The organism is Streptomyces daghestanicus, assembly GCF_020521275.1.
Taxonomy (GTDB): Bacteria; Actinomycetota; Actinomycetes; order Streptomycetales; family Streptomycetaceae; genus Streptomyces; species Streptomyces griseoviridis.
Map to the genome: position 1 here is coordinate 103441 of NZ_BNDX01000016.1, position 12605 is coordinate 116045.

The following is a 12605-nucleotide window of genomic DNA, read 5'->3' on the forward strand; positions in this document are numbered from 1 at the left end:
CACGCGCGCCCCCCACGACATGTTGACTAGCTCTATTCATCTCGCAACTATGTGAATAGGCATGCAACATCGCGTCGGGAACCAGCCCTCAGGAGGCCGCCATGTCAGGACCCCGCCCCGTCCGCGCACCGCGAGGCACGCAGCTCAGCGCCCCGGGATGGCAGCAGGAGGCCGCCCTGCGCATGCTGCAGAACAACCTCGACCCGGAGGTCGCCGAGCACCCCGACCAGCTCGTCGTCTACGGCGGGACGGGAAAGGCCGCCCGCGACTGGCGGTCCTTCGACGCGATGGTCCGCACCCTCGAGACCCTCAAGCAGGACGAGACGATGCTCGTCCAGTCGGGCCGGCCGGTCGGCGTCATGCAGACCCACGAATGGGCCCCGCGCGTCCTCATCGCCAACTCCAACCTCGTCGGTGACTGGGCCAACTGGGAGGAGTTCCGCCGCCTGGAGGCCCTCGGCCTGACCATGTACGGGCAGATGACGGCCGGTTCCTGGATCTACATCGGCACCCAGGGCATCCTCCAGGGCACCTACGAGACCTTCGCCGCCGTCGCCGCCAAGAAGTTCGGCGGCACCCTCGCCGGGACCATCACCCTCACCGCCGGCCTCGGCGGCATGGGCGGCGCCCAGCCCCTCGCCGTCACCATGAACGACGGCGTCGCGATCTGCGTCGACTGCGACCCCCGCGCCATCGACCGCCGTATCGAGCACCGCTACCTCGACGTACGGGCCGACAGCCTGGAACACGCCCTCCGCCTCGCCACCGAGGCCCGCGACCGGCGCCGGCCGCTCTCCATCGGCCTGCTGGGCAACGCCGCCGAGACCGTGCCGCGGCTCCTCGCCCTGGGCGCCCCCATCGACATCGTCACCGACCAGACCTCGGCCCACGACCCGCTCGCCTACCTGCCCACCGGGATCGCCTTCGAGGACATGGCCGACGCCGCCGCCAAGGACCCGGCCGGCTTCACCACCCGCGCCCGCGAGTCCATGGCCCGGCACGTGGAGGCCATGGTCGGCTTCCAGGACGCCGGCGCCGAGGTCTTCGACTACGGCAACTCCCTCCGCGGCGAGGCCCGGCTCGCCGGGTACGACCGGGCCTTCGCCTTCCCCGGTTTCGTCCCCGCCTACATCCGTCCCCTCTTCTGCGAGGGCAAGGGCCCCTTCCGCTGGGCCGCGCTCTCCGGCGACCCCGCCGACATCGCCGCGACCGACCGGGCGGTCCTCGACCTCTTCCCGGAGAACGAGTCGCTGGCCCGCTGGATCGACATGGCCGGCGAGCGCGTCCACTTCCAGGGCCTGCCCGCCCGCATCTGCTGGCTCGGCTACGGCGAACGCGACAAGGCCGGCGAGCGGTTCAACGACATGGTCGCGAGCGGCGAACTGGCCGCGCCCGTCGTCATCGGCCGCGACCACCTCGACTGCGGCTCCGTCGCCTCCCCCTACCGCGAGACCGAGGCCATGCTCGACGGCTCCGACGCCATCGCCGACTGGCCCCTGCTCAACGCCATGGTCAACGTGGCCTCCGGCGCCTCCTGGGTCTCGATCCACCACGGCGGCGGCGTCGGCATGGGCCGCTCGATCCATGCCGGGCAGGTCACCGTCGCCGACGGCACGAAGCTCGCCGGGGAGAAGATCCGCCGCGTCCTCACCAACGACCCCGGCATGGGCGTCATCCGGCACGTCGACGCCGGCTACGACATCGCCGAGGCGGTCGCCGACGAGCGCCACGTCCGCGTCCCCATGCGCGAGGGCGGCGCCGGCGACGGGGGCGGCGCCGCGTGAGCTTCCACAGCATGTGGGCGGAGCTGCTGCCGATCGGCCGCGCCGCCGCCTCCGGCGGCTACCGGCGCTTCGCCTGGACCGGCGCGGACGCCGACTGCCGGGCCTGGTTCGCCCAGCAGGCCCGCGACCGGGGCCTCACCCACGAGGTGGACCGCAACGGCAACCAGTGGGCCTGGCTCGGCGACCCGGCCGCCGGGGACGCCGTCGTCACCGGCTCCCACCTGGACTCCGTGCCCGACGGCGGCGCCTTCGACGGACCCCTCGGCGTGGTGTCCGCCTTCGCCGCCCTGGACGAACTGCGCCGCCGCGGAGCGCGGTTCGCCAAGCCGCTCGGCATCGTCAACTTCGGCGACGAGGAGGGCGCCCGTTTCGGCCTCGCCTGCGTCGGCTCCCGGCTCACCGCCGGGGCGCTCACCGCCGAACAGGCCCACCGCCTGACCGACGCCGAGGGCATCACGCTCCCGCGGGCCATGGAAGCCGCCGGACACGACCCCGGTGCCCTCGGCCCCGACCCCGAACGGCTCGCCCGCATCGGCGCCTTCGTGGAACTCCACGTCGAACAGGGCCGCGCCCTGGACCTGTCCGGCGACCCGGTCGGCATCGCCTCCGCCATCTGGCCGCACGGCCGCTGGCGGTTCGACTTCCGCGGCGAGGCCAACCACGCCGGCACCACCCGCCTCACCGACCGCCGCGACCCGATGCTGCCCTACGCCGAGACCGTCCTCGCCGCCCGCCGCGAGGCCGCCCTCGCCGGTGCGGTCGCCACCTTCGGCAAGGTCGCCGTCGAACCCAACGGGGTCAACGCCGTCCCGTCCCTGGTGCGCGGCTGGCTCGACTCCCGCGCCGAGGGCCAGGACACCCTGGACACCGTGGTCGCCGGCATCGAACGGGCCGCCCGCGCCCACGCCGCCGCCCACGGCGCCACCCTCGACGTCACCCGGGAGTCCTTCACCCCCGTCGTCGAGTTCGACCACGCCCTGCGCGACGAACTCGCCCGCATCCTCGGCACCACCGCCGGCCTCAAGGTGCCCGTCCTCGGCACCGGCGCCGGACACGACGCCGGAATCCTCTCCGGACGCGTCCCGACCGCCATGCTGTTCGTGCGCAACCCCACCGGCGTCTCGCACTCCCCGGCCGAGTCCGCCACCGAGGACGACTGCACGGCCGGGGTCCTCGCCCTCGCCGACGTACTGGAAGGACTGGCCTGCCCGTGACCTCCCCGCACGCGACCGCCCCCCGGCGGACGTACTGGCTGGAGCACGCCTGGCTCGGCACCCGTGTCGAGCCGGGCGTCGCCCTCGACGTGGCGGACGGCCGCATCACCGCCGTCCGCCAGGAGACCCCCGCCCCGCCGCCCGGCGCCGAGGTCCTGCGCGGACTGACCCTGCCGGGCCTGGCCAACGCCCACAGCCACGCCTTCCACCGCGCCCTGCGCGGCACCGTCCAGGTGGGCTCCGGCACCTTCTGGACCTGGCGCGAGGTGATGTACTCCGTCGCCGACCGCCTCACCCCGGAGAACTACTACGCCCTCGCCCGTGCCGTGTACGCCGAGATGGCCCTCGCCGGCATCACCACCGTCGGCGAGTTCCACTACGTCCACCACACCCCCGGCGGCACGCCCTACGCCGACCCCAACGCCATGGGCGAGGCGCTGATCGAGGCCGCCGCCGAGGCCGGCATCCGCATCACCCTCCTCGACACCTGCTACCTCTCCGCCGGTTTCGGACAGCCTCCGAACCGGCACCAGCTCCGCTTCTCCGACGGCACGGCGGACGACTGGGCGCTGCGCTCCTCACTCCTCAAGGAACGGGACCACGCGCGGATCGGGGCCGCCGTGCACTCCGTACGGGCCGTGCCCGCCGGCCAGTTGGCGACCGTGGCCCGCTGGGCCGAGGAGCGGCGGGCCCCGCTCCACGTCCACCTCTCCGAGCAGACCGCCGAGAACGACGCCTGCCGGGAGGCGCACGGCCGCACCCCCGCCCAGCTCCTCGCCGACCACGGCATCCTCGGACCGCGCACCACCGGCGTGCACAACACCCACCTCACCGACGCCGACATCGCGCTGATCGGGGACAGCGGCACCGGTACCTGCATGTGCCCGACGACCGAACGGGACCTCGCGGACGGCATCGGACCCGCCACCGCGCTCCAGCGGGCCGGCTCCCCGCTCAGCCTCGGCTCCGACAGCCACGCCGTCATCGACCTGCTCGAAGAGGCCCGCGCCCTGGAGCTGAACGAGCGGCTGCGCACCCGCACCCGGGGCCACTGGACGGTCACCGCGCTGCTGCGCGCCGCCACCGCCGACGGCCACGCGGCGCTCGGCTGGGACGACACCGGCGCCCTGGAGACCGGCGCCCGCGCCGACCTGACGACCGTCGCCCTGGACTCGGTCAGGACCGCGGGGCCGCTGCCCAGGCTCGGCGCCGAGGCGGCCGTATTCGCGGCGACGGCGGCCGACGTACGGCACACGGTCGTGGACGGCCGGCACATCGTGCGCGACGGGGCCCACACCCGCGTACCGGACGTGCCGGACGCGCTCGCGCGGGCCGTGGCGGCCCTGCGCGCCTGACCGACCCGCCCCCGCACGCCACCCCCGAGGACGACGCCATGAGCAGCAGCACCGACAGCGCGCACCACGGCAGCACGGTCATCACCAACATCGCCACGCTGGTCACCAACGACACCTCCCTCGGCACCGGAACCCCCCTGGGCCTGGTCCGGGACGCGGCCGTCGTCATCGACGGCGACCGCGTCGCGTGGACCGGTGAATCAAGCAAAGCACCCGCCACTGACAAGCGGGTCGACGCCGGCGGCCGGGCCGTCCTGCCCGGCTTCGTCGACTCCCACTCCCACCTGCTCTTCGCCGGCGACCGCACCGAGGAGTTCAACGCCCGGATGTCCGGCCGCCCCTACAGCGCCGGCGGCATCCGGACCACGGTCGCCGCCACCCGCGCCGCGACCGACGCGGAACTGGAGGCCAACCTCACCCGCCACCTCCGCGAGGCCCTGCGCCAGGGCACGACCACCTTCGAGACCAAGTCCGGCTACGGCCTGACCACCGCCGACGAGTCCCGCGCCCTGCGGATCGCCGCCCGCCACACCGAGGAGGTCACCTTCCTCGGCGCCCACGTCGTCGCGCCCGAACTCGCCGACGACCCCGCCGCCTACGTCGACCTGGTCACCGGCGAGATGCTCGACGCCTGCGCCCCGCACGCCCGCTGGATCGACGTCTTCTGCGAGCAGGGCGCCTTCGACGGCGACCAGGCCCGCGCGATCCTCACCGCGGGCAAGGCCAGGGGGCTGCACCCCCGCATCCACGCCAACCAGCTCACCCACGGCCCCGGCGTCCGGCTCGCCGTGGAACTCGACGCCGCCAGCGCCGACCACTGCACCCATCTCACCGACGCCGACGTGGACGCCCTCGCGCACAGCCGCACGGTCGCCACCCTGCTGCCCGGCGCCGAGTTCTCCACCCGCGCCGAGTGGCCCGACGCCCGGCGCCTGCTCGACGCCGGCGCCACGGTCGCGCTCTCCACGGACTGCAACCCCGGCTCCTCCTTCACGTCCTCCGTCCCCTTCTGCATCGCGCTCGCCGTACGCGACATGGGAATGACCCCGGACGAGGCGGTGTGGGCGGCCACCGCGGGCGGCGCGGCGGCGCTGCGCCGGGAGGACATCGGCCGCATCGCGCCGGGCGCCTACGCCGACCTGACCCTCCTCGACGCGCCGAGCCACGTCCATCTGGCCTACCGGCCCGGCGTGCCGCTGGTCGCGGGAGTGTGGCGGCGGGGCGTGCGCGCCGTGTGAGGCCGGCGCGCGGGGGCGGGCGGCAGCGTGAGAGGGGCGGTCCGCGCCGGGACCGCCCCTCTCACGGCAGCACAACCGTCACCCGGCGGCGGCGGCTCGGGAGGCTCGGGTCACTCCTCGACCGTCAGCCCCTTGCGCAGCTTCACCAGCGTCCGCGACAGCAGCCGGGAGACGTGCATCTGGGAGATGCCCAGCTCCTCGCCGATCTCCGACTGGGTCATGCCCGCGACGAAGCGGAGGGAGAGGATCTTCCGGTCGCGCGGCGGCAGCTCGGCGATCAGCGGCTTCAGCGACTCGACGTACTCGATGCCTTCGAGCCCGTGGTCCTCGTAGCCGATCCGGTCCGCGAGCGCGCCCTCCGCGTCGTCCTCCTCCGGCTGGGCGTCCAGCGAGGCGGCCGTGTACGCGTTGGACGCGGCCATGCCCTCGACGACCTCCTCGCTGGTGATGCCGAGCCGCTCCGCCAGTTCGGCGACCGTCGGCGCGCGGTCGAGCTTCTGGGCCAGCTCGTCACCGGCCTTGGCGAGGTCCAGGCGGAGTTCCTGGAGGCGGCGCGGGACGCGCACGGACCACGAGGTGTCGCGGAAGAACCGCTTGATCTCGCCGATGATCGTCGGCATGGCGAACGTGGGGAACTCCACGCCCCGCGACAGTTCGAAGCGGTCGATCGCCTTGATCAGGCCGATCGTGCCGACCTGGATGATGTCCTCCATCGGCTCGCTGCGCGAGCGGAAGCGGGAGGCGGCGAACTTGACCAGCGCGAGGTTGAGCTCGACGAGCGTGTTGCGTACGTACGCGTACTCGTGCGTGCCTTCCTCCAGCGTCTCCAGGCGCTCGAAGAGGGTTCTGGACAGGGCCCGGGCGTCCGCCGGGGCCACCTCGTCGAACGCGGGGATGTCCGGAAGCCCGGCGAGGGCGCCGTCGTGCGCGACGGCGGTCCCGGTGGGGTCGATGGGATCCAGTGGTTCCGGAGGGGGTGTCGACGTCGCTTTCTGGGTACGCGATGCGTCGAGCCGGGGTGACATGGTGTCCTCCATCGTTCTCGGCATACGGCTGCCGAAGCCAGTTGCGTGCACTGCGGTGTGCGGCGCCTCCAAAGCCGGCCGTGTCGGTTGTGTGTTCTTACTAGCCCTACCGGCTGCACCGAGCCCTCCGCAAGTGCATTTTGTTCGCTTATGTCCGTTTCTGTGTGGATGGTCGGGTGTCAATGGGCGTACGGAAGGCGTAGTGTTCGAGGGCGTCAGCAAGAGCGTCGACGTCGGGAGAGAGAGACGGCATGGACCGCGGGACGGTCGGCAGTACACAGTCTGGCCGCCTTCTGGTGGAGGTGCGGCAGGAGGGCCCCAGTGCCGTCGTGACCCCGGCGGGTGAGTTGGATCACCACACCGCCGATCTGTTGCGCGAGCCGCTGGACGACTGCCTGGACAAGGGATTCAGTCGACTCGTGGTCGACTGCTCGCGCCTGGAGTTCTGTGACTCCACGGGACTCAACGTCCTGCTCGGCGCGCGGCTGAAGGCGGAGGCCGCGGGGGGTGGCGTCCATCTGGTCGGCATGCAGCCCGTGGTGGCGCGGGTCTTCGAGATCACCGGGGCGGACGCGGTCTTCACCGTCCATGACACCCTCGACACGGCCTTGGCGGACGAGTCCGGCTGAGCCGGCCCGGCGCGCCCGCGGCAGGTCCGCGCCCCCTGTGACCGGTGGTCCCGCCCCGTCCTGTGATTCGTGCCGAATACAGGGGTGTTCTGTCGGTCGGGTCGGGCAGGAGACATCCTGAACCTGTCGGCTGCCGGAACGGGGAAACCGGGGGCGGGCGTACCGACCGCATACTGACTGACTGTGAACGACGTTGAATCATGAATTGGTGAATCGGTGAGGTGAAGCGCTGATGAGCACCACCCGGCCCTACCCGCCGGGCGACCGCGGTCCGGAGCCCAGCGGCGCTTCCGGGGCGTCCGCGCCGGGCGCGCCCGTGACCGGGGAGTCCGCCGCGGGGCGTGCGCCCGTGACCGGGGCGTCCGAAGGGGGCGTGGCCGCGCCGACCGCCGCCACCGGCCGCCAGACCCGCAGACTGAGCTTCGACGGCGAGAGCGGTGTGGTGCCGCTCGCTCGCGACTTCACCCGCCAGGCGCTCCAGGCGTGGGGCTGGCTGCCCTCCGACACGGCCGACCAGCGGGCCGCCGCGGAGGACGTCCTGCTGGTCGTCTCCGAGCTGGTCACCAACGCGTGCCTGCACGCTGAGGGGCCGGACGAGCTGTGGATCAGCTGCGACCGCAAGGTGATCCGGCTGGAGGTCTCCGACCGGGGCGCCGGCCAGCCCTCGCCCCGCACCCCGCACCGCGCCGGCCGCCCCGGCGGCCACGGCATGTTCATCGTGCAGCGGCTCTGCCTGGACTGGGGCGTCGTACGCTCCCCGGGCGTCGCGGGCAAGACCGTCTGGGCGGAGCTGGCGGCACCGGCGTAGCCCGAACCCGCCCCGGCGCGCAGAGAGCGGCCCCCACGGGCTCGCGGCGCGCGGGGCGGCCTCCTGCGGCTCTCCGACTGCTCAGGGGGCGGCCACGCGGCCTCTCGACCGCTCAGGGCGGGCCCCCGCGGCTTCCCGGCCGCGCGGGGCGGACTCCGCGGCCTGGCTCCTCCACGGCTACCGACCCGCGTCCCTTTTCCCGAGGTGGCACCTGCGGCCATGGCTGCCGGTCCGTGTCCCTGTTCGTGAGGTGGCACCTGCGGCCATGGCTGCCGATCCGTGTCCCTGTTCCTGAGTGGCACCTGCGGCCTCGACTGCCGGCCCGCGCTTCCGTTCGTGAGGTGGACTTGCGGCCTCGGCTGCCGGCCCCCGTCCCCGTTCCCGAGGGGATGCCGGTCCGCGTCCCCGTTCCCGAGGCGATGCCGGCCCCGTCCCTGTTCCCGAGGCGGCATCCGCGGCCACGGCTGCCGGCCCGCGTCCACGGAACGACAGGAGGGTCACCGTCCCGTGGGGACGGTGACCCTCCTGTCCGAAACCGGGCCGACGGGCGGCGTTACCGGACGTCGCCCATCATGGTCTTCACGCGCTTGCGGTACATCCACACCGCCACGCCCGCGACCACGGCGAGCGTCGCCTCCGCCGCGACGATGCCGGTCTTGTTCAGGTCGACACCGGCGATGGAGAGCAGACCCGTCGTCGCGTCACCGGCGGTGACGGCCAGGAACCAGACGCCCATCATCTGCGAGGCGTACTTCGCCGGCGCCATCTTCGTCGTCACCGACAGGCCGACCGGGGAGAGCAGCAGCTCGCCGCAGGTCTGGACGAAGTAGATCGCGACCAGCCAGAGCGCCGCCGCCTTGTGCCCCCCGTCGGCGATGGCCAGCGGGGCCAGGAAGAGGAAGAAGGACGCGCCGACCAGGACCAGGCCGAACGAGAACTTCACGATCGTGCTCGGCTCCTTGCCGCGCCGGGCCAGCGCCAGCCAGAGCGTGGCGAAGACCGGGGCCAGCGCCATGATGATGACCGGGTTGACCGACTGGTACCAGGAGACCGGGAAGGACCAGCCGAGGACGCTGTTCTCGGCGGAGGACTCGGCGAAGATCGACAGGGTCGAGCCGCCCTGGTCGTAGATCATCCAGAAGACGGCCGCGGCGACGAAGAACCAGATGTACGCCGACATCTTGGACTGCTCGGAGCGGTCCAGGGACTTGTCGCGCTTGATGCGGGCCAGCACCAGGATCGGGATGATCACGCCGAGCAGGGTCAGCGGGACCAGGATCCAGTTCAGCGTGTAGTGGCCGGAGAAGCCGACGATCGCGTAGAAGACGACCGCGACGGCGGCCCAGAAGGCGGACTTGCGCAGGGTCGAGGTCTTCTCCGCGGCGGACAGCGGCTTCGGGACGACGCTGGAGTGCGGGTCCAGGTGGCGGCTGCCGATCAGGAACTGCGCGACACCGACGGCCATGCCGACCGCGGCCAGCGCGAAGCCCAGGTGCCAGTTGACGTTCTCACCGATGGTGCCGATGACCAGGGGCGCGACGAAGGCGCCCAGGTTGATGCCCATGTAGAAGACGGTGAAGCCGCCGTCGCGGCGGGGGTCGTCCGGGCCCTTGTAGAGCTGGCCGACCATCGTGGAGATGTTGGCCTTCAGCAGACCCGAGCCGATCGCGACCAGGCCGAGCCCGGCGAAGAACGTGCCGGAGGTGGGAAGCGCCAGCGTGAGGTGGCCGAGCATGATGATGCCGCCCGCGATGGCGACGGTCTTGCGCGGGCCCCAGACACGGTCGCCGAACCAGCCGCCCGGCATCGTGAGCAGGTACACCAGCGACAGGTACACCGAGTAGATCGCGGTGGCGGTGCCGGCGTTCATGCCGAGACCGCCCGGGGCCACCAGGTACAGCGGAAGCAGGGCCCGCATGCCGTAGTAGGAGAAACGCTCCCACATCTCGGTCATGAAGAGGGTGGCCAGACCCCTCGGGTGGCCGAAGAAGGTCTTCTCGGAGCCGGGGGTGCCCGGGGTGACCGAGTCCTTCGTCAGGCTGGACGCCATGGTCGATCCTTGCTGGTCGGGACGCGCTCACGGAGGCGATGCGCGCCCGGTGGGGGGCAGGCCGGCACCGGCGGGTCGGGCCGTCCACCCCACGCCTGCGGGGCGTCCGCCCCGGATCACGGGACGGTGGACGGTGACCACCGGGATCCACGCCTCGGCGCGCGGCTCTGCGCTGCGAGGCCCGGCCACAGGTCATTCCTTTCGAGACCGGCCGCACGGGAAGAACCGCGGCCGGCCCGCACACGAAAGAGACCTTCGGCGTCAAGAGCCAGCGCGCCTCGCCAAAGGTCCCTGCGGTGCTTCAGGCGTTAATCCACCATAAGGCAAGGTACTGCCCGGTATGGAAGGACTTGAGATGCGGATCACAGGGAGTGATGGAACCGGAATACTACATTCCACCCTCCCTTTCCGAAGGGCTCTCTCCCGGGGGCCCGGGGTACGAATCCGGCATGTCCGGAGGTAAGAACGCCCCGCACCGATCTCACCTCGGGCGTTGTCCCGGGCGGACTACCATCGGCTCATGACCCGTGTACTGCTCGCCGAGGACGACGCGTCCATCTCGGAGCCGCTGGCCCGCGCACTGCGCCGGGAAGGGTACGAGGTCGAGGTGCGTGAGGACGGACCCACGGCGCTCGACGCCGGGATGCAGGGCGGTGTGGACCTGGTCGTGCTGGACCTGGGCCTGCCCGGCATGGACGGCCTGGAGGTCGCCCGCCGGCTGCGTTCCGAGGGCCACTCGGTGCCGATCCTGATCCTGACCGCGCGCGCCGACGAGGTGGACACCGTCGTCGGCCTGGACGCGGGCGCCGACGACTACGTCACCAAGCCCTTCCGCCTCGCCGAGCTGCTCGCCCGGGTCCGGGCCCTGCTGCGGCGCGGCGCCGCCGAGCCCCAGCAGCCGCCGGCCACGCACGGCGTGCGCATCGACGTCGAGTCGCACCGGGCCTGGATGGGCGAGGAGGAGCTCCAGCTCACGGCCAAGGAGTTCGACCTGCTGCGGGTGCTGGTGCGCGACGCCGGCCGGGTCGTCACCCGCGACCAGCTCATGCGCGAGGTCTGGGACACCACCTGGTGGTCCTCGACCAAGACCCTCGACATGCACATCTCCTGGCTGCGCAAGAAGCTCGGCGACGACGCCGCCAACCCCCGCTACATCGCCACGGTGCGCGGCGTCGGCTTCCGCTTCGAGAAGAACTGATACGTAAGGGACCATGCGCCGCCGACTGATCCAGTCCACGCTCGCCGTGGTGCTCGTCGTGATCGCCGTCTTCGGCGTCTCCCTGGTCATCGTCGAGGCGCAGACCATCAGCAGCACCGCCCAGGAGCGGGTGGACCTGGAGGCCGCCCGGCTCGCCAGCATCGTGGACAGCCGGCTGCTCGGCACCGGCAGCGTCGACGCAGAGGTGCTGCGCCGCCAGGTCGAGGGCGACCGGTACGCCGTCATCCGCATCCCCGGCGAGCGGCCCATCGAGGTCGGCAGCGAGCCGTCCGGTGAGGTCATCCGGGGCGAGGCCACCGGCGAGGAGGGCGAGACGGTCGTCGTCCAGGAGCCGCGCTCCTCGGTGACCCGGGAGGTCGGCCGGACCCTGCTGATCATCGGGCTGGTGGCGCTGCTCGCGGTGATCGCCGCCGTCCTGCTCGCCGTCCGCCAGGCCAACCGCCTCGCCTCCCCCCTCACCGACCTCGCCGAGACCGCCGAGCGCCTCGGCTCCGGCGACCCCCGCCCCCGCCACAAGCGCTACGGCGTCCCCGAGCTGGACCGGGTCGCCGACGTGCTGGACTCCTCGGCCGAGCGCATCGCCCGGATGCTCACCGCCGAACGCCGCCTCGCCGCCGACGCCTCCCACCAGCTCCGCACGCCGCTGACCGCGTTGTCGATGCGGCTGGAGGAGATCACCCTCACCGACGAGCCGGAGACGGTGAAGGAGGAGGCGACCATCGCGCTGGCCCAGGTCGAGCGGCTCACCGACGTGGTCGAGCGGCTGCTGACCAACTCGCGCGACCCGCGCAGCGGCTCCGCCGTCACCTTCGAGCTGGACGACGTCATCCAGCAGCAGATCGCCGAGTGGCGCCCCGCCTACCGCAGCGCCGGCCGGGCGATCGTCTCCTCCGGCAAGCGGCACCTGACGGCGGTCGGCACGCCCGGCGCGGTCGCCCAGGTGCTGGCCGCGCTGATCGAGAACTCCCTGATGCACGGCGGCGGCACGGTCGCCCTGCGCACCCGCGTCACCGGCAACCAGGCCGTGGTCGAGGTCACCGACGAGGGGCCGGGCGTCCCCGCCGACCTCGGCGCGCGGATCTTCGAGCGCACCATCAGCGGGCGGAACTCCACCGGCATCGGACTGGCCGTCGCCCGGGACCTGGCCGAGGCGGACGGCGGACGGCTGGAGCTGCTCCAGTCCAACCCGCCGGTCTTCGGGCTGTTCCTCTCCCGCACCCAGCCGCCGGAACCGGACGAGTCCGAGGCGGACCGCACCGTCAGGTGACGTACGGCCCGGCGCG

At 72.7% G+C, this 12605-nt stretch carries 10 protein-coding genes; 8 read left to right on the forward strand and 2 right to left on the reverse strand.

The features are described 5' to 3' along the window. The first annotated feature begins 101 nt into the window (after positions 1-101). Genes hutU through hutI form a run of 4 tightly spaced genes read left to right on the forward strand, consistent with a single transcriptional unit; the run spans position 102 to position 5591 of the window. Positions 102-1784, forward strand: coding sequence for a urocanate hydratase (gene hutU, locus Sdagh_RS27330; RefSeq protein ID WP_189414745.1), 1683 nt, complete (start codon positions 102-104; stop codon positions 1782-1784). Then, the gene (locus Sdagh_RS27335; RefSeq protein ID WP_190009205.1) at positions 1781-2998 is read left to right on the forward strand and encodes an allantoate amidohydrolase; all 1218 of its coding nucleotides are present in this window, start codon (positions 1781-1783) and stop codon (positions 2996-2998) included. Before hutU ends, Sdagh_RS27335 begins: the two co-directional genes overlap by 4 nt. Continuing rightward, positions 2995-4353: a formimidoylglutamate deiminase gene (locus tag Sdagh_RS27340; protein WP_189414747.1), complete on the forward strand. Its 1359-nt coding sequence runs from the start codon at positions 2995-2997 to the stop codon at positions 4351-4353. The genes Sdagh_RS27335 and Sdagh_RS27340 overlap by 4 nt, the downstream gene beginning before the upstream one ends. 38 nt (positions 4354-4391) lie before the next feature. Further along, positions 4392-5591: an imidazolonepropionase gene (gene hutI, locus Sdagh_RS27345; protein ID WP_190076581.1), complete on the forward strand. Its 1200-nt coding sequence runs from the start codon at positions 4392-4394 to the stop codon at positions 5589-5591. 110 nt (positions 5592-5701) lie between these two features. Here the strand turns inward: hutI and Sdagh_RS27350 are convergent, their stop codons facing one another. Continuing rightward, complete coding sequence (locus Sdagh_RS27350; protein WP_189414823.1) at positions 5702-6616, reverse strand: RNA polymerase sigma factor SigF; 915 nt, start codon at positions 6614-6616, stop codon at positions 5702-5704. 251 nt (positions 6617-6867) lie between these two features. Here Sdagh_RS27350 and Sdagh_RS27355 point away from each other — a divergent pair, with 251 nt between their 5' ends. Together Sdagh_RS27355 and Sdagh_RS27360 are read left to right on the forward strand one after the other, a co-directional pair. Continuing rightward, positions 6868-7245, forward strand: coding sequence for an STAS domain-containing protein (locus Sdagh_RS27355; RefSeq protein ID WP_189414749.1), 378 nt, complete (start codon positions 6868-6870; stop codon positions 7243-7245). 232 nt (positions 7246-7477) lie between these two features. Further along, the gene (locus Sdagh_RS27360; RefSeq protein ID WP_190076580.1) at positions 7478-8053 is read left to right on the forward strand and encodes an ATP-binding protein; all 576 of its coding nucleotides are present in this window, start codon (positions 7478-7480) and stop codon (positions 8051-8053) included. Between the two features lie 553 nt (positions 8054-8606). On the opposite strand, the gene Sdagh_RS27365 is transcribed toward Sdagh_RS27360, so the two are convergent. After that, the gene (locus Sdagh_RS27365; RefSeq protein ID WP_190076579.1) at positions 8607-10103 is read right to left on the reverse strand and encodes an MFS transporter; all 1497 of its coding nucleotides are present in this window, start codon (positions 10101-10103) and stop codon (positions 8607-8609) included. A gap of 520 nt (positions 10104-10623) precedes the next feature. Between Sdagh_RS27365 and Sdagh_RS27370 the strand changes: the two genes are divergently transcribed. Together Sdagh_RS27370 and Sdagh_RS27375 are read left to right on the forward strand one after the other, a co-directional pair. Beyond that, positions 10624-11301: a response regulator transcription factor gene (locus tag Sdagh_RS27370; protein ID WP_189414752.1), complete on the forward strand. Its 678-nt coding sequence runs from the start codon at positions 10624-10626 to the stop codon at positions 11299-11301. Between the two features lie 13 nt (positions 11302-11314). Further along, positions 11315-12589, forward strand: coding sequence for a sensor histidine kinase (locus Sdagh_RS27375; protein WP_189414753.1), 1275 nt, complete (start codon positions 11315-11317; stop codon positions 12587-12589). The last annotated feature ends 16 nt before the right edge of the window (positions 12590-12605 follow it).

Excerpts from the sequence above, each read along its gene's own strand:
- Sdagh_RS27350 (WP_189414823.1), bottom strand. The coding sequence starts at position 6,616 with ATGTCACCCCGGCTCGACGCATCGCGTACCCAGAAAGCGACGTCGACA.
- Sdagh_RS27365 (WP_190076579.1), bottom strand. The coding sequence starts at position 10,103 with ATGGCGTCCAGCCTGACGAAGGACTCGGTCACCCCGGGCACCCCCGGC.
- hutU (WP_189414745.1), top strand. The coding sequence starts at position 102 with ATGTCAGGACCCCGCCCCGTCCGCGCACCGCGAGGCACGCAGCTCAGC.
- Sdagh_RS27360 (WP_190076580.1), top strand. The coding sequence starts at position 7,478 with ATGAGCACCACCCGGCCCTACCCGCCGGGCGACCGCGGTCCGGAGCCC.
- hutI (WP_190076581.1), top strand. The coding sequence starts at position 4,392 with ATGAGCAGCAGCACCGACAGCGCGCACCACGGCAGCACGGTCATCACC.
- Sdagh_RS27370 (WP_189414752.1), top strand. The coding sequence starts at position 10,624 with ATGACCCGTGTACTGCTCGCCGAGGACGACGCGTCCATCTCGGAGCCG.
- Sdagh_RS27375 (WP_189414753.1), top strand. The coding sequence starts at position 11,315 with ATGCGCCGCCGACTGATCCAGTCCACGCTCGCCGTGGTGCTCGTCGTG.
- Sdagh_RS27355 (WP_189414749.1), top strand. The coding sequence starts at position 6,868 with ATGGACCGCGGGACGGTCGGCAGTACACAGTCTGGCCGCCTTCTGGTG.